Genomic DNA, 15,291 nt, shown 5'->3' with positions numbered 1-15,291 from the left:
TCAGTCACCCTGCACGCCGCCCCCGCCGACCGGCAGATCGGCGGGGGCGGCGCGGGTCCGGGCCGTCAGCGGCCGGGGCGCAGGATGCCGAGGCGTTGGGTGGCGCGGGTGAGCGCGACGTACAGGTCGCTGCGCCCGCGCGGGGACTCGGCGACAATCCGGTCCGGGTCGACGACCAGCACCGAGTCGAACTCCAGCCCCTTGGCCTGAGCGACGGTCAGCACCACCACCCGGCTCTCCAGCTCCGGATGCTCGCCCACGGCGGCCTCCGGCAGCGCGGCGGTCACCGCCGCGCCCAGCTCGTCCACCCGACCGGCCGGCACGATCACGCCCAGCCGGCCCTCGGCCAGCGCGGCCGCCTCCCGGGTGGCCGCGTCGACCAGCTCCGCCGCCAACTGCTCGTCGGGCACCGCCCGGTCCCACGGTGGTACGCCGCTCTCCCGCACCGAGCGCGGGGGCCGCAGGTCCGGGTCGATCTCGGCCAGTACGTCGGCGGCGACGGCCATGATCTCGGCGGGGGTGCGGTAGCTGACCGTCAGCTCGGTCAACCGCCACCGCTGCGCCACGTACGGGGCGAGGGCGTCCGCCCAGGAGGGCGTGCCGGTGAGCGCACCGGTCTGCGCCACGTCCCCGACGATCGTCATCGACCGGCTCGGGCAGCGCCGCATCAGCAGTCGCCACGCCATCGGCGACAACTCCTGCGCCTCGTCCACGATGACGTGACCGAACGCCCAGGTCCGGTCGGCGGCGGCGCGCTGCGCGGTGGTCAGGCGGTCGGCCTCCTCCTGCCGCTCCAGCAGCCGGTCCGCGTCGATCAGGTCGGTCACGCCGAGGATCTCACCGCCTTCGGCCTCGTCCTCGACGTCGATCGAGCGGGAACCCCGGGCGATCTCCAGCACGCCCTCGGCGTACTCCCGTTCCATCCGGCGAATGCGATCGAGCCGCGCGGCGGCGGCCCGCTCGTCCTCGCCGAGCAGCTCGGCGGCCTCGTCCAGCAGCGGCACGTCGGCCGGCGTCCAGCCACCCGGCTCGCGGTGCAGCAGGGCCTGCTCCTCGTCGGTGAGCATCGGCGCGGCGGCGGCGATCCGGTCCGGGTCGGCGTACAGGTCGGCGAGCAGGCGCTGCGGGGTGAGCACCGGCCAGAGCCGGTCGAGGGTGGCCTGGATCTCCGGTTCCTCACGCAACTCCCGGCGGATCTCGGCCCGGTCGGCCTCATCGAGCAGGTTCTCCCCGCCCAGCGGGTCGGTGCCGATCCGCTCGGCCACCTGGTCGGCGAGCGCGTGCACGATCTCCACGTCAAACAGCGCCCGGGCCAGGTTGTGCGGCCGGCCGGTGCGGCGCACCCGGTCCCGGGCGGTACGCACGGTCTCCGGGTCGAGGGCCAGCGCCTCCCGCTCCACCTCGATCTCCAGCGGCTCGTCCGGCACCCACTGCCGGTCCCGTACGGCCAGCGCCAGCACCTCGGCCAGCACCGCTCGGCCCTTGAGCGCGGCGGTTTCGGCCGGCTCGGCCCGTTGCGCACTGACCCCGGGAAAGAGATCACCCTGGGTACGCAACAGCACTCCGGTCTCGGCCAGCGTGGGCAGCACCTGGGAGATGTAGCGCAGGAAGGTCGCGTTCGGGCCGACCAGCAGCACGCCCCGGCTGGACAGTTCCCGCCGGTGTGTGTAGAGCAGGTACGCCGCCCGGTGCAGCGCGACCGCCGTCTTGCCGGTGCCGGGCCCGCCCTGGACCACCATCACCCCGGGCAGATCGGCGCGGATGATCCGGTCCTGTTCGGCCTGGATCGTCTCCACGATGTCGCGCATCCGGCCGGTGCGACCGGCGTTGAGCGCGGCGAGCAGTGACGCCTCGCCGGTCAGCTCCTCGTGGGCGTCCGGAGCGGCGGTGTCGATGTCGAGCACCTCGTCGTTGAGCCCGGTCACCTTCCGCTGGCGGGTACGCAGGTGCCGCCGGCGGCGTACGCCCTGCGGGTTGGCGGCGGTGGCGAGGTAGAACGGGCGGGCGGCGGGGGCCCGCCAGTCCATCAGCAGCGGGTCGTAGTCACCGGTGGTGTCGAAGATGCCGATCCGGCCGATGTAGCGGCGGGAGTCGTCGTCGCCGTCGAGACGCCCGAAACAGAGCCCGTCCTCCACGGCGGAGAACTGCTCGACCTGGTCGGCGTACATGGCTACCGAGCTGTCCCGCTGGGAGCGGTCCTGGCGGGTGCCGCCGGTGTTGCGCAGCTCGTCGGTGAGCCGGGAGGCGGCCTGCTCACGCAGCCCGTCCAGCCGGTCGTAGAGCATCGAGACGTACTCCTGCTCGCGACCGATCTCGTCATCGAGCGGCAATTCGCCGGAACCGCCGGAGTGCCTTGACAAGCCGTCTCCCTAAAGATTAGAATCCTTTGCAGGAACGGCTTTAAAGCCGTTCTTTTTTGTGCCCTCGAACTGTTGAAGATAGCGCGTCCCGCCGGCCTCGACCAAGCTGACCGGGTCGGCGCGCCCGGTGATCGCGAGGTGGCGGCGATGATCCTGCGGACCGGGCAACGGGTGGTCCTCATCGGCGACAGCATCACCGACTGCGGCCGGCGAGACACCGCCGCGCCCTACGGCGCCGGCTACGTCAGCCTCGTTCGTGCCCTGGTCGGCGCGCGCCACCCGGAGCTGGACGTGGAGTGGATCAACCGGGGCGTGAGCGGGGACACCGTCCGCCACCTGGCCGCCCGCTGGGACGACGACGCCATCGCCGAGCGCCCCGACTGGCTCTCGGTCATGATCGGCATCAACGACATCTGGCGACGCTACGGCGACTGGCCGGACGAGGCCGTCCCCATCGACGAGTACGAGCGCACCCTGCGTGACCTGCTCCGCCGTGCGGTGGATGCCACCGGCTGCCGGCTGATTCTCGGCGACCCGTTCCTGATCGAGACGGACCGCGGCGACCCGCAGCGCGCCGACACCGACCGGTACGGCGCCGTGGTCGCCGCGCTGGCCGCCGAGTTCGACGCGGTGCACGTGCCAAGCCAGGCGGCGTTCGACCGCGTGCTCGCGGTCAGCCCGGCGAAGCGCTGGGCCGACGACCGGGTACATCCGCACCTGCCCGGCCACGCGGTGCTCGCCGACGCGTTCCTCACCGCCCTCGGCGCGACCGCCACCCCCTGACGCGGCCTGCTGGCGCCAGCTGACGGTCCGCTTCGCTCGACCGTGGCGCCCACCGGGACCGGACACGACGACGCGCCGGGCCGACCGATGGTCGACCCGGCGCGACAACACCGGAAGATCAGCCGCGAGCGACCTGGTAGAGCCGTTCCGGGGTGACGGCGCCGGCGAGCACCCGGCCGTCGTCGGTGAGCAGCACGCTGAACAGCTTGCCGGTGAGCAGCCGACCGCTGCCCCAGTCACTGCTGACCGCCGACAGCCCGCCGAGGAGCTTCGACATGTCGACGTCCGGCGTACCGGCCGGCTTGGCACCGGCGGGCTTCCCGCCGGCCGGCTTGCCGCCGACGGCCTCGTCCAGGCGGGCGACCAGCACGGTGGTCCAGCCGGTGCCCACGGCACGCACCTGCGGATCACCGGCCGGCTCGGAGTGGCCGGGCCGGCCCGCGGGCGGCCGCTCGGCCGACTCCTCGGTGACGGTCACGCCGGGCGGCGGGTTGAAGGTGAACTGGTCGGCGTCGGGGCGCTGGTAGTCGACCTGGGTGAAGGCGACCTCGAACGCCGGCTGGTCGCTGCCCCTGGCGAGCACCTCGAAGCGCAGCGGCACGTGCTGCTTGGCGTCGATGGCGATCCGCAGCTGGTGCACCAGCGACTCGCGGTCGCGCGGCTGGAGCACCAGCTCGTACGCGTCCCGGCCGGCCACGGTCGCCGACCGGCCGACGCTCACCTCGGTGCTCGGGTCGATCGCGCCCAACGCCAGGTCGGCTGCCTGCTGCGGCGTCGCCGGCGGGCTCGGCGCCGGCTCGGGCACCGGCTTCTCGGCCTCGGCGCCGCCCAGCGTGCGGTGGCTGGCGGTGTTGGTGCGGCTCTCCCAGGTCCACACGTCCCGGCCGTTGCGGATGACGTCCCGCTCGCCGAGGGTGTCCAGCAGCGCCACCCGCTGCCGCTCCGGACCGGAGTACCAGACCCGCAGGGTGTGCGTGCCGCTCAACAGGGTGGTCAGGTCGTTGCCGGGGACCAGCCCGACCAGCGGTGGCAGACCGAGGTCGGCGCGCTGCACGACCGTGCCGGACAGCCCCTCCAGCCGCGACGTCTGCAGATCGACAAGGAGCTGGGCGGCGGTGCGCGGCGGCAGGCTCGGCTCGGCCTCGGCGGCGAACGTGCCGATCGCCGCGCCGCCACCGATGACGGCGACTGCGGCGGTCGCCGGGACCAGCCAGCGCAGGACGGGACGGCTTCTCAGAACGGACATGTGGGAACCTCCTGCGACCATCCTGCCCGCTCGGCGCTGTGAACACGCTGAGGACGCCGATCCGCCGGGATTGACCCAGGTGGCACCCTTGAGTGGTGCGGTTGCTGGTGGTGGAGGACGAGGTCCGGTTGGCGGCTGCGCTGCAACGCGGGTTGCAGGCTGAGGGGTTCGCGGTGGATGTGGCGGCGACCGGCCCGGCCGGATTGGACGCCGCCCGGCACGGCGGGTACGACGCGATGATCCTCGACGTGATGCTGCCCGGCCTCTCCGGTTACGAGCTGGTCCGGCGGCTGCGCGCCGAGGAGCACTGGCTGCCGGTGCTGATGCTCTCCGCGAAGGACGGCGAGTACGACCAGGCCGACGGCCTGGACTGCGGCGCCGACGACTACCTCACCAAGCCCTTCTCGTACGTGGTGCTGCTCGCTCGCCTGCGGGCGCTGCTGCGCCGGGGCGCGCCGCAACGGCCGGCCGTGCTGACGGTCGGCGACCTGCGGCTGGACCCGGCGCGGCGGCGGGTGACCCGGGCCGACGCCGAGGTGGCGTTGACCGCGCGGGAGTTCGCGTTGCTGGACTACCTGATGCGCCGGCCCGGCCAGGTGGTCTCCAAGATCGAGCTGCTGGACCACGTCTGGGACGCCAGCCTGGAGACCGCGCCGAACGCGGTCGAGGTGTATGTCGGCTACCTGCGTCGCAAGCTCGGCCGGGACCGGTTGGAGACCGTCCGGGGCGCCGGCTACCGGCTGGCGACGTGAGCACGGACGTGCCGGCCGACCTGACGACCGGCGTGCCGCCCGCGCCCGGCGCCGCCGCGACCGCCGACCGCCGGACGACCTGCACCGGCCAGGCGATCTCCACCGGTCCGGCGGCCTCCGGCGGTCCGGGGCGCGCCGGCCGGCCCTGGCGCAGCCGGTTGCCGGTGCTCGGCCTGCGCGGCCGGCTCATGGCGATCGGGGTGTTCGGCCTCGCCGTGGGGCTGGCCCTCGGCGGGGTGGTGCTGCTCGGCGCGCTCGGCTACGTGCTCCAGCGCACCGTGGACACCGAGGCGTTCCGGACCGCCGACGCCGTCGCCCTGCTCGCCGCCGAGGACGCGCTGCCCGACCCGCTGCCAGTGGCGGGCGGGCAGGTCCGCGTCCAGGTGATCGACACGCAGGGGCGGATCCGGGCCGCCTCGATCGACGCCGACCGGCTGGTCCCGATGGTCCGCCCGGAGCGGCTGAACGGTGACCGCCGGCAGCGGCTGGAGGTGCCGGCGGAGCGGGTCGGGCTCGCCGGCCCGGTCCGGGTGGTCGCCGTACCCGCCGGCACCGCTGCCGACCCGCTCACCGTGCTGGTCGCCCGCTCGATGGCCGATGTGCGGCACAGTACGCACGTGGTCCGGACCATCCTGCTGGTGGCGTTCCCGCTGCTGGTGGCCCTGCTGGCCGTGGTGGCCTGGCGGGTGGTGGGCGCGACCCTGCGGCCGGTGGAGGCGCTGCGCCAGGGCGCCGAGGAGATCACCGGGCGGGCCGGGACCGGGCGACTGCCGGTGCCCGCCTCTGCCGACGAGATCCATCGGTTGGCGGTCACCCTCAACGGAATGCTGGGCCGGTTGGAGTCTGCCCGGGCCCGGCAGCGGGCGTTCGTTTCCGATGCGGCACACGAGTTGCGCAGCCCGTTGACCAACATCCGGACCGAGCTGGAGGTTGCGCAGCGCCTCGCCGGCCGCACGGACTGGACGGCGGTGACCGCCAACCTGCTCGCCGACACGGACCGGCTGAGCCGACTGGTCGACGACCTGCTGCTGCTGGCCCGCCTGGACGAGACGCCACCGGCCCGGGGGACCGGGCCGGTGGAGCTGGGCGACCTGCTGACCGAGGTCGCCGCCCGGTACCCGTCGCCGCCGGTGCGGGTGGTGCCGCCGGCGGGCCCGCTGTGGACGGCCGGGAACGCCGACGAGCTGCGCCGGGTGCTGGCCAACCTGGTGGACAACGCGGTCCGGCACGCGTACGGCGCTGTTCTGCTCGCGGTGGAGGCGACGTCGGCCAGGAACCGGGAGGCGGCGTATCACCTGGTGACGGTGACCGACGACGGCCCGGGGATTCCGGTGGCCGACCGGGAGCGGGTCTTCGGCCGGTTCACCCGGCTGGACGACGGGCGGGCCCGCGACGAGGGTGGGGCCGGCCTGGGCCTGGCCATCGTGTGGGAGCTGGTCCGCCGGGCCGGCGGCAGCATCAGCCTGGCCGACGGTGACGACCAGCAGGGGCTACGGGTGTGTCTGCTGCTGCCGGCACTGCCAACCGACGAGGAGCCACGGGCCGGCCGCTGACCGATCGCGGCTCAGCGTGGTCAACGGCGGCGGGTGCAGACCTCGTCGGCGCTGGCGACGGTGTCGGTGGACCAGACGACGGCCACCGTGAAGCAGTAGTCGTTGGCGCGGTTGAGCGCGTAGACGACGAAGCTGGTGGCACCGGCGGGCAGCGTGGCGATGGCGTTCTTGCCCTGGCCGGCCCGGCCGGCGGAGACGACCACCGGCCCCTCGCCGCCGGCCGGGTAGGTCCAGCGCAGGGCGATGTTGTCCCGGTTGTCGCGCAGGGTCACCGCGCCCGGTGGGGTGCCCGGCGCGGCCGCGGGCGGCGCCGCGCCGGAGGGGGAGGCGCTGGTGGTGGCCGGCGCGCCCGTGCCGGTCGGGCCGGCGCTGGTGGAGCCGGTGTCCGGGACGCGGGACTGGTCGTCCCGGTCGCCGACCCGGGCCACCCCGGCGATCACCGCGGCGGTGCCCAGCAGCACCACGACCACACCGGCCACCAGCACCGGCACCAGCCGGTTGCGCCGCGGCGCCGGTGCCCGGTGCACGGGCACCGGCAACAGCCGGGACGGTGTGTACGGCTCCAGCGGCGCGTACGGATCCGGCCGCGCGTACGGATCCGGCTGGGCGTACGCGCCGGACGGCTCGGACGGCGGGCTCGGCTCGGCCGGCGCGCCCGGCCGGTGCAGCCGGTACACCCCGGAAGCCTCTTCCGCGCCGCCGGCGAGCCCGACAACGGACGGGGGGACCGGTGTGTCGGTGGATTGGCGAGCCGGCTCGTCCGCCGGATCGGGTGGCCAGGTGAAGCCCACCGACCCGCCCGGCTCGTCGGCCGGCGATCGAGGACTCGGCACCGCCCCGCCGCCGGCCACGGCCCCACGGCCGGCCAGGGCCGCATCGTCGCTGATGCCGGGGCCGGCCGCCGCCGGGTCGGCGTGCCGCGGCGGGGGCTCCGGTGGGTGACAGCCGGACTCGACCGGCCCGTCCGCGTGTGACGGAGCCCGGGCGGCCGGCACGACCGGGGTGTCCCGGGGCGTTTCGTCGGCGCAGACGTGGTCGGGGTTGGCCGCCGCCCGGGCCAGCGCGGCCACCTGCGCGGCCAGCGGGTCGTCGGCGGCCAGGTGCTGCCGGCACAGCTCGCGGGCCAACGCCAGGTTGTCGTGCGCCTCGGCGAACTGCCCACAGTCGCGCTGCATCGCGCCGAGCCGGGCCAGCATCTTGATGCCGCTGGGATGCCCGTCGCCGTACACCTCGCGGTGCAGCTCCCAGGCGTCCTGGAGCCGGTCACGGGCCACCGTGCACTGGCCGCGGGCGTACTCGACGGTGGCCAGGTCGGCGTGCGCGGCGAGCACCCGCAGCGACTCGGGGCCGTCCTGTGCGGTCAGTTCGATGATGACTTCCTGGTAGAGCCGCGCGGCCCGGGCGTGGCTGCCAACCCGGTGCAGCACCGCGGCCAGCGTCGCCGCGGCGGCCACCGTGCGCGGGTCGGAGCGGCCGTGCAACCGGGTGGTGGCCGCGTACGCGAAGGCGGCCCAACCCCGGGCGGAGTGCGGCTCGCCGAGCGCGACCAGCACCCGCGCCTGGAGGCTGGCGGCCTCGGCCAGCTCGGGGGTGGCGTTGGCCGGGCTGGGGTCGGCGTCGGTGAGCGCGTCGGAGAGCAGCCGCTGTGCGCCGGCCAGGTCGCCGGCGGACACGAGGTGGTGCGCCTGATCAGTCAGTTCGCCGAAGCCGGAGGGCACGCCCCATCGTGCTCATCCGACGACGGTAAGTACAAGACCCGCGCCGGTGCCGATCGGTCAGGATCCGGTCAGGTGCTCGGCCAGCGTCTCGCTGATCCGGCGCAGCTGGTCGACCTGGGCCGGGCTCAACGCGTCGAACAGGTGCCGGCGTACCCCCTCGACATGGCCGGGGGCGGCGGCGGCGAGGGTGGCGAAGCCCGCGTCGGTGAGCAGCGCGACCTGCCCACGCCGGTCGGTGGCGCACTCCTCGCGGCGCACCCAGCCGGCCGCCTCCAGTCGGGCCACCGCGTGCGAGAGCCGGCTCCGCGACGACCCGGTCGCCTCGGCCAGTTCGCTCATCCGCAGCCGCCGGTCGGGGGCCTCGGAGAGCCGGACCAGGATCTCGTAGTAGGCGTGCGGCATCCCTGCGTCGCGTTGCAGTTCGCGGTCGAGCGTGTCCATCAGCGCGCGGGAGGCGGTGAGGAACGCCCGCCAGGTGCGCTGCTCGTCGGGGTCCAACCAGCGGGTCATGACCGCCATCATACGCGGAGTAGTTGAGAGTTCAACTAAACCGCGCTAGCCTGGAGCCATGGGAATCCACCGGCTCAACCACGCTGTCCTCTACGTCAGTGACCTCGCCCGCAGCGTCGCCTTCTACCGCGATGTGCTGGGCTTCCGCCCGGTGCCGATGACCCCGGACGGCTTTCGGGGCGCCACCTTCCTCCAGGCCCCCGACTCGACCAACGACCACGACCTCGGCCTGTTCGAGATCGGCGCCGGCGCCGGGCGGTCGACCGCCGGCCGGGCCACCGTCGGGCTCTACCACCTGGCCTGGGAGGTGGACACCCTCGATGAGCTGGCCGCCACCGCCGAGCGGCTCTCGGCCGCCGGCGCTCTGGTCGGCACCTCCGACCACGGCACCACCAAGAGCCTCTACGGGCAGGACCCGGACGGCCTGGAGTTCGAGGTGGTCTGGCTGGTCCCGGCCGACCGGCTCGACGACGACGCGCTGGCCGCCCGCAAGCGGATCGGCCGGCTCGACCTGGCCGCCGAGCGGCAGCGCTACGGCGGGCAGACCCGGGGCGGGGTGGGGATCTCCGTCCCGGCCTGACCGGTCGTAGGGTAGAACGGACCGATGTCGACCGACCGGACCACCGACTTCCTCCGCGAGCTGCTGGTCCGCCAGTTGACGACCTGGCTGCCCGCGGCCCTGCACCGCTCCCGGCGGGCCACCGTCGCCCTCGCCTGGGCTGGTGACGACGCTGGCGGCGCGGAGGCCGCGCTCCGGGTGATCGCCGGGCACGCCGACCAGGTGCGCGGCCGGCGGGTGACCGTGCTGGTGCTCGCCGACGGCGCGGCTGACCTGCCGACCCGGCTCGGCCCGGTCGAGGCGGAACTGCCCGCCGAGGTCACCGTGCACCTGCTGCCGGGCGTCCCGGACCGGCTGCCGGTCGCGGTGAAGGCGGCCGGCGCCGCCGGCTCCCCGCTGTTCTGCTTCATGGACCTGCCCGGCGCCGTGACCCCGAAGCTGCTCACCGCCGCGGCCAACGGCCGCACCGGGGAGGTGTTGCTGCACGCCGGCAGCGGTGCCCGCGACGCGCTGGTCGCCGCCGGCTTCCCCCTGGTCGCCGAGGTGGCGCCGGTGCTCCCGGACGGCGCGGCGGCCGGCGTGATCGCATTCGGCAGCCGCTCGGACCGGAGCCTGGAGGCTGTCCGCGACGCGCTCTGGGCGGTCGGCGCGGACCTCGACGTGCGCTTCCGCGACCCGGCCGACCCGGCGGGCGCGCCGGTCGACGTGGCCGGCGATCCCGACCCCGAGCCACTGGCCCGCGAGCTGCTGGCCGAGCTGCGGCAAGGCGGTCCGCGGCCGGTCACCGAGCTGCGCCGGCACACCCTCACCGCGACCGTCTACCGGGCCGCCGACGCGACCCGGGCGCTCACCGACCTGCTCGACGCCGGCGACGTGCGCCGCGAACGCGAGACCGGCCGGCTGGCCGGCGACGAGATCATCACGTCGACGCGTTGAGCGCGCCCGGCCGATCGCACACCGGCCCACGGACGCCGAGCGGGGTGCCCGTGATCACCCGCACCCCGCTCGACTCCCGGGACACTACGACCGGGACTTGTCCTGCTTCCAGGACAGCGGACCCGGCAGGTCGACCCGGTGCGCCCTGGCCCTGGAGTTCCAGGACCAGCGCCCGATCTTGATGCTCCACGAGGAGAAGCCGTTCTCGGTGAAGTTCAGGATGATCGGACCATACTTCTTGCGCTTGCGAAACATGAGCCCCATCGGAGGTCTCCCCTCGTCACCGTTCCCTGCCGTGTCGAGATCGAACATTCCCGAACCGGTGAATTCCGAAACCCCGTCGGAGTCCGCCGTGGACGGTCGTCCGATGCGGCGTCACAGGCTCCATTCAGGAGCTGCGCGGCGAGCCGGCCGGGCTCAGGCCGGGGCGGTGTCCCGGTCCAGCGCGAGGACCCGGGTGACGCTGCCGTCGTCCTCGGTCACGTCCTGCTGGTGGACGAAGCCCAGCTTGGCCAGCAACCCGAGCGACGCGTGGTTGGCCTCGGCGACCGTGGCGTACACCCGGGTCAGGTCGAGACGATCGAATCCGTACCGGACCAGTGCGGTGGCCAGCTCGGTGCCCAGGCCGCCACCCCACGCCGGCTTGGCCAGCGCGTAGACGAGCTCGTGGCCCTCGACGTCGTCGGTCCTCTTGATCTCGGCGTGCCCGACGTATCGACCGTCCCGGCGGACCGCCCACACGTCGAAGAGGTCGTCGGCGTAGACCCGGCTGAACACGCGTCCGAACAGGTCGGTGGCGTCCGCGACGGTCATCGGCCCGTCGCCCATGAACCGGCCCACCTCGGGGTCGGCGAGCAGCGCGACGAAATCCTCGGCGTCGGCCGGTTGGTAGGGCTCCAGCAGCAGACGGTCGGTGCGCAGGGTGGGGGTGGGCATCAGCGGGGCTCCCAGGCGTCGGGCAGAGCGGTGAGCTTGCGGACGTGGGCCGGCAGCCGCCCGCTGATGATCTCGGCGAGGCTCACCTCGTCGACGACCCGACGGACCGCGGCGCGTACGGCCACCCAGAGGCCGGGCAGGTTCTCCGCCGCGCCCTCGTAACGGGTCTCCTCCGGGCGCAGGCCGCGTACCCCGGCCAGCGGACCCTCCACCGCGCGCAGCACCGCGCCGACGGTCACCTCGCGCGGTGGACGGGCGAGCGTGTAGCCACCCTCGGCGCCGCGTTGGGCGCGGACGATGCCGGCCCGGCGCAGATCGGCCAGGACCGCCTCCAGGAACTTGCGAGGCATGTCCTGCTCCGCGGCGATGGCCTGGGTGGACCGCAGCGAGGGGTACGCGGTGGCGAGGCTCAGCGCCGCCCGTACCGCGTAGTCGCCGCGCGCGGAGATCTGCACCCTGCCATCATGCCCGGCCGGAGCCGCCACCTGGCCCGGCGGGCTACCCGGGTCGGGCGGCGTGACCACCGTTGGCCGGCCCGCCGGGGGTGCCGGGGCGGAACCTGCCGGTATTGGCGTTCGTCGTCTCGGCCGGTGGTCGGGGCCGGACCACCCGGGCGGCGGCCGGCTGGTCCCGGGCGGCCCGGAACGCGCCGGGGCTGAGCCCGACCTCGCGGGTGAAGAAGCGGCCGAAGTTGGTGGGCTCGGAGAAGCCCAGCTCCCGACCGATCCGGGCGATCGGCTCGTCGGTCGCGGCGAGCAGCCGACCGGCCTGCAACGCGACCCGCTCGTCGATGACCTGCTTGGCGCTGCGCCCGGTGACGGCCAGGCAGGCCCGCGTCAGGGTCCGTACCGAGCAGCCGAGCCCGGCGGCGTAGTCCTCCACCCGCCGGGTGTGCTGGTAGCCGTGCTCGACCTCCCGACAGAACCGGTGGAACGTCTCCACCTCGGGCCGGCCCCCCGACCGGTCCCCGCCGGGCAGGGCCAGCCGCAGCAGCAGCACGGCGAGCTGGTGGCGGAGCAGGGCGCGGCCGGCGGGGGTGTCACGATGCCGCTGGCAGTCCACCGCCAGCTGGCTCACCTCGCTGATCACGGCGTCCTCGTCCTCGCCGGCCAACTGCCGCCAGGTCGGCGCCGCGTCCGGGTCGACGTCGAGACCGCGCAACGCCTCGGAATCCCAGCCGACCACGGTGGCGTCGAACTGGGGGCCGGCGCAGCGCAGCACCTGGCCGGCACGGACCCGCAGCAGCGTGCCGGGCCGGCACGGCAGCAGGTGGAAATCCAGTTCGGCGTCGCCGTGCCCACGGGTGGTGAGGATCAGCAGCTCACGCTCGACGAACACCGGACGGCGCCAGCCCCGATCGCGGGCCAGGTCGGCCAGCGCGAACGTGGCGATCTCGTCGGGGACGGGTGGTGCCGTTCCGATCATTGCCGCAGGAAGGGGACCGGTAGAGACCATCGCCTGCGACGGTAGCCCGAACCGCAGGTCACCGCATCCCGACCGACGGCGCGCCCGCCGCAGCGGATCCGGCGCGCCGCCACGGGCTTGTCGCGATCCCGGCGGCCGGGCTACGTTACCCGGCGGTAGCGCCGTCCGGTCCCCGGTCCGCCCGGCGCCCCGCCGGCCGCCCGCCGGACCGGCGGACCCGCCGACTCGCGATGGGATGGGCATGACGCAGCTGTTCTCGGTCGAAGGCAAGACGGTCCTGGTCACCGGCGGGTCGCGGGGGATCGGTCTGATGATCGCCCAGGGCTTCGTCCGGGCCGGCGCGCACGTGATCATCTCGTCGCGCAAGGCGGACGTCTGCGAGGCGGTCGCCAAGGAACTCTCCGCCGAGGGGCGCTGCGAGGCGATCCCGGCCGATCTGGGCGCCGACGCCGGGGCCGAGTCGCTGGCCGCCGCCGTCCAGGAGCGCTTCCCCCGCCTCGACGTGCTGGTCAACAACGCCGGCGCGACCTGGGGCGCCCCGCTGGAAAACTACCCAGAGGCCGCGTTCGACAAGCTCTGGGCGGTCAACGTCAAGGCCGTCTTCCGGTTGACCACCGCGCTGCTGCCGGCGCTGCGCGCAGCCGCCAGCGCCGACGACCCGGCCCGCGTGATCAACATCGGGTCGATCGACGGCATCCGGGTGCCGTGGATGGAGGTGTACGCGTACTCGGCCACCAAGGCGGCCGTGCACATGCTCACCCGCAGCCTGGCCCACCAGCTCGCCGGTGAGCAGATCACCGTCAACGCGATCGCGCCCGGCCCGTTCGAGAGCAAGATGATGGCGTTCGCGCTGAACGACCCGACGAGCCGGGCCAGCATCGAGCAGCAGGTGCCGCTGGGCCGCATCGGGCGCCCGGAGGACATGGCCGGCACGGCCATCTACCTCTCGTCCCGCGCCGGCGCGTACCTCACCGGGGCGGTCATCCCGGTCGACGGCGGCATCACCACGCACGGCTGAGCACCGGCCGACCCGTTTGGCGGGCGGGCCCGCGTACCCCAGGGTGTGCCGGAGCCGCGCGGTCGGCAGATCCGCGCGGCCCCGTGATGGCCGGTGTTGCCCGGTCGGGCGGTGGTCAGCGACCGGCGAGCAGCCGGTTCACCGCCGTGTCGACGTCCAGGTGCTCGGCCTCTCGGCCGCGTGGGACGACGACGTAGGTCCGTCGAAGGAAACGCACCAGGACGCTGCGCGGCACCTCGAAGAGGGCGTTGCCGTCCGGTGACGACAGGGCCAGCGCGACGAAGTCTCCGCGCGGGGTGGCCCAGGGCCACACCCGCACATCCCCGATGCCGGCTGGCTCATCCAGGCCGGTGACGAGCAGTTCGCGGGCGAAGGACCAGCTCACCGCCTCGCCGCCGGCCGATTCGGCATGGAACAGGACATGGACCGCATACGGGTCAGCAGGGTCGTAACGCAAACTGGCACGCACCGGCAAAGCGGTGGCGTCAGGCGCGACGAGCCTTAGCGACGTCTCGACCTCTACGGTCGTCGGTCGGATGACACTCATGGACGTTCTCCCCCCGGCACCGCTGCGGAACGCGCGTGTCCCGCTTTTCCCATACTCAGGTGCTACTCCTGGCTACGCTCCGCCATACGCTGACTTCACCCAGTGGTGGGAAGGGGGACGGAAAGGCCGCGTGAATGTGAGGATTCATGTAGGATTTCCGGTTCTGCCCAGTGCGTGATCCCGCCCGGCATCGGGTGGCTCAGTCGTCGACTTACTCCGGTAACGTCCAGTCGGCCGTTGCAGTGACGGGCCCGAGCGACACTGGGGGGTGAAATGGTCGCGAAGCGATCCTCAGTGGATCAGGCAGCGGCGTCCGGTCCGCCGAACGTCGCGGTCCGAGCAGCCGAAAAGCGGGGGTACGCAGTGCCAATGGAGCAGCCCGAGCGGCCCGGTCGGCCGGGCTCCGACCCCGGCCGCCCCGGTGACCGAGAGGCGGGCCGGTCTGGCGGCGGTGGTGCGGATCGCACCGCCGGGGACAGGGCCGGCCGTGCCGGTGGCGTCCTCGTGGTGGCGGACCGGCCGCGGCGCCCTCGCTGGCGGGAGCGATTCTCCACCACCATCGACCTGATCCGGGCCAACCCCACCGGCCGGATCGCCCTCAAGGTCTGCATCGCGATCGCCGGGGCGCTGGTCGTGACCATCGGCATCGCCCTCATCCCGCTACCCGGGCCGGGCTGGCTGCTGGTCATCGCGGGGCTGGGCATCTGGGCCGTCGAATACCACTGGGCCCGCCGGCTGCTCGGCTTCACCCGCCGCCACGTGCACGGCTGGACCAACTGGGCGAAACGGCAGTCACTGCCGGCACGGATCGCGCTCGGCTCCGTCGGCCTGGTCTTCGTGGCCATGGTGGTGTGGCTGTCGCTCAAGTACAGCCTCGGCATCGACGTGGTGGCTGCGGCGATGAAGTACCTCGCGACGCACTGACCCCGGATTTCCGGTCCGGTTCCA

At 74.1% G+C, this 15,291-nt stretch carries 16 protein-coding genes; 7 read left to right on the top strand and 9 right to left on the bottom strand.

Translation table 11 applies throughout. The features are described 5' to 3' along the window. Window positions 1–65 precede the first annotated feature (65 nt). A complete protein-coding gene (locus KBX63_RS21600) occupies window positions 66–2,285 on the bottom strand; it encodes an ATP-binding domain-containing protein (RefSeq protein ID WP_210913582.1) in 2,220 nt (739 codons plus the stop codon). Between the two features lie 222 nt (window positions 2,286–2,507). Between KBX63_RS21600 and KBX63_RS21595 the strand changes: the two genes are divergently transcribed. Beyond that, window positions 2,508–3,143: an SGNH/GDSL hydrolase family protein gene (locus KBX63_RS21595; protein WP_210913387.1), complete on the top strand. Its 636-nt coding sequence runs from the start codon at window positions 2,508–2,510 to the stop codon at window positions 3,141–3,143. A gap of 118 nt (window positions 3,144–3,261) precedes the next feature. Here the strand turns inward: KBX63_RS21595 and KBX63_RS21590 are convergent, their stop codons facing one another. Further along, the gene (locus tag KBX63_RS21590) at window positions 3,262–4,389 is read right to left on the bottom strand and encodes a sigma-E factor regulatory protein RseB domain-containing protein (RefSeq protein ID WP_210913384.1); all 1,128 of its coding nucleotides are present in this window, start codon (window positions 4,387–4,389) and stop codon (window positions 3,262–3,264) included. A 95-nt stretch (window positions 4,390–4,484) separates the two neighbouring features. On the opposite strand from KBX63_RS21590, the gene KBX63_RS21585 reads away from it, so the two are divergent. Both KBX63_RS21585 and KBX63_RS21580 read left to right on the top strand, forming a co-directional pair. After that, window positions 4,485–5,141, top strand: coding sequence for a response regulator transcription factor (locus tag KBX63_RS21585; protein WP_210913383.1), 657 nt, complete (start codon window positions 4,485–4,487; stop codon window positions 5,139–5,141). A gap of 188 nt (window positions 5,142–5,329) precedes the next feature. Next, a complete protein-coding gene (locus KBX63_RS21580; RefSeq protein WP_210913581.1) occupies window positions 5,330–6,694 on the top strand; it encodes a cell wall metabolism sensor histidine kinase WalK in 1,365 nt (454 codons plus the stop codon). 20 nt (window positions 6,695–6,714) lie between these two features. Here KBX63_RS21580 and KBX63_RS21575 read toward each other — a convergent pair whose 3' ends face one another. Then, window positions 6,715–8,412, bottom strand: coding sequence for a tetratricopeptide repeat protein (locus KBX63_RS21575; RefSeq protein ID WP_210913382.1), 1,698 nt, complete (start codon window positions 8,410–8,412; stop codon window positions 6,715–6,717). Window positions 8,413–8,469: 57 nt separating this feature from the next. Continuing rightward, a complete protein-coding gene (locus tag KBX63_RS21570; protein WP_210913381.1) occupies window positions 8,470–8,931 on the bottom strand; it encodes a MarR family winged helix-turn-helix transcriptional regulator in 462 nt (153 codons plus the stop codon). A gap of 49 nt (window positions 8,932–8,980) precedes the next feature. Between KBX63_RS21570 and KBX63_RS21565 the strand changes: the two genes are divergently transcribed. After that, window positions 8,981–9,502: a VOC family protein gene (locus KBX63_RS21565; RefSeq protein WP_121656934.1), complete on the top strand. Its 522-nt coding sequence runs from the start codon at window positions 8,981–8,983 to the stop codon at window positions 9,500–9,502. Window positions 9,503–9,526: 24 nt separating this feature from the next. Continuing rightward, window positions 9,527–10,417 carry a hypothetical protein gene (locus KBX63_RS21560; RefSeq protein WP_210913379.1) on the top strand — a complete coding sequence of 297 codons (891 nt, stop codon included), beginning with the start codon at window positions 9,527–9,529 and terminating at the stop codon, window positions 10,415–10,417. A gap of 84 nt (window positions 10,418–10,501) precedes the next feature. Here KBX63_RS21560 and KBX63_RS21555 read toward each other — a convergent pair whose 3' ends face one another. From KBX63_RS21555 to KBX63_RS21540, 4 genes are all read right to left on the bottom strand, one after another. After that, window positions 10,502–10,681: a DUF4236 domain-containing protein gene (locus KBX63_RS21555; RefSeq protein ID WP_124770697.1), complete on the bottom strand. Its 180-nt coding sequence runs from the start codon at window positions 10,679–10,681 to the stop codon at window positions 10,502–10,504. A 153-nt stretch (window positions 10,682–10,834) separates the two neighbouring features. Further along, the gene (locus tag KBX63_RS21550; protein WP_210913377.1) at window positions 10,835–11,353 is read right to left on the bottom strand and encodes a GNAT family N-acetyltransferase; all 519 of its coding nucleotides are present in this window, start codon (window positions 11,351–11,353) and stop codon (window positions 10,835–10,837) included. Next, on the bottom strand, window positions 11,353–11,808 hold the full coding sequence (locus tag KBX63_RS21545) for an Rrf2 family transcriptional regulator (protein ID WP_210913376.1): 456 nt from the start codon (window positions 11,806–11,808) through the stop codon (window positions 11,353–11,355). The genes KBX63_RS21550 and KBX63_RS21545 overlap by 1 nt, the downstream gene beginning before the upstream one ends. A 43-nt stretch (window positions 11,809–11,851) precedes the next feature. After that, window positions 11,852–12,778, bottom strand: a complete 927-nt coding sequence (locus KBX63_RS21540) for a helix-turn-helix transcriptional regulator (RefSeq protein ID WP_210913375.1) — start codon at window positions 12,776–12,778, stop codon at window positions 11,852–11,854. 241 nt (window positions 12,779–13,019) lie between these two features. Here KBX63_RS21540 and KBX63_RS21535 point away from each other — a divergent pair, with 241 nt between their 5' ends. Then, window positions 13,020–13,796 (top strand): glucose 1-dehydrogenase, encoded by a 777-nt coding sequence (locus KBX63_RS21535; RefSeq protein ID WP_210913374.1) that lies wholly within the window; start codon window positions 13,020–13,022, stop codon window positions 13,794–13,796. 115 nt (window positions 13,797–13,911) lie between these two features. Here the strand turns inward: KBX63_RS21535 and KBX63_RS21530 are convergent, their stop codons facing one another. Beyond that, complete coding sequence (locus KBX63_RS21530; protein ID WP_007457244.1) at window positions 13,912–14,343, bottom strand: SsgA family sporulation/cell division regulator; 432 nt, start codon at window positions 14,341–14,343, stop codon at window positions 13,912–13,914. A gap of 294 nt (window positions 14,344–14,637) precedes the next feature. Between KBX63_RS21530 and KBX63_RS21525 the strand changes: the two genes are divergently transcribed. After that, window positions 14,638–15,267, top strand: coding sequence for a TIGR02611 family protein (locus KBX63_RS21525; protein ID WP_374102253.1), 630 nt, complete (start codon window positions 14,638–14,640; stop codon window positions 15,265–15,267). Window positions 15,268–15,291 lie beyond the last annotated feature (24 nt).

Origin of the sequence: Micromonospora sp. U21 (assembly GCF_018070045.1) — a bacterium.
In the GTDB taxonomy this organism is placed as follows: Bacteria; Actinomycetota; Actinomycetes; order Mycobacteriales; family Micromonosporaceae; genus Micromonospora.
Note: the sequence above shows the minus strand (reverse complement) of the source record. Positions and strands in the feature narration are given on the sequence as shown.

Bases quoted from the DNA above. Each gene is read 5' to 3' on its own strand.
- KBX63_RS21535 (WP_210913374.1), top strand. From the start codon at position 13,020: ATGACGCAGCTGTTCTCGGTCGAAGGCAAGACGGTCCTGGTCACCGGC.
- KBX63_RS21600 (WP_210913582.1), bottom strand. From the start codon at position 2,285: ATGCTCTACGACCGGCTGGACGGGCTGCGTGAGCAGGCCGCCTCCCGG.
- KBX63_RS21580 (WP_210913581.1), top strand. From the start codon at position 5,330: ATGGCGATCGGGGTGTTCGGCCTCGCCGTGGGGCTGGCCCTCGGCGGG.
- KBX63_RS21590 (WP_210913384.1), bottom strand. From the start codon at position 4,389: ATGTCCGTTCTGAGAAGCCGTCCCGTCCTGCGCTGGCTGGTCCCGGCG.
- KBX63_RS21540 (WP_210913375.1), bottom strand. From the start codon at position 12,778: ATGATCGGAACGGCACCACCCGTCCCCGACGAGATCGCCACGTTCGCG.
- KBX63_RS21570 (WP_210913381.1), bottom strand. From the start codon at position 8,931: ATGGCGGTCATGACCCGCTGGTTGGACCCCGACGAGCAGCGCACCTGG.
- KBX63_RS21550 (WP_210913377.1), bottom strand. From the start codon at position 11,353: ATGCCCACCCCCACCCTGCGCACCGACCGTCTGCTGCTGGAGCCCTAC.
- KBX63_RS21530 (WP_007457244.1), bottom strand. From the start codon at position 14,343: ATGAGTGTCATCCGACCGACGACCGTAGAGGTCGAGACGTCGCTAAGG.
- KBX63_RS21560 (WP_210913379.1), top strand. From the start codon at position 9,527: ATGTCGACCGACCGGACCACCGACTTCCTCCGCGAGCTGCTGGTCCGC.
- KBX63_RS21555 (WP_124770697.1), bottom strand. From the start codon at position 10,681: ATGGGGCTCATGTTTCGCAAGCGCAAGAAGTATGGTCCGATCATCCTG.
- KBX63_RS21595 (WP_210913387.1), top strand. From the start codon at position 2,508: ATGATCCTGCGGACCGGGCAACGGGTGGTCCTCATCGGCGACAGCATC.
- KBX63_RS21565 (WP_121656934.1), top strand. From the start codon at position 8,981: ATGGGAATCCACCGGCTCAACCACGCTGTCCTCTACGTCAGTGACCTC.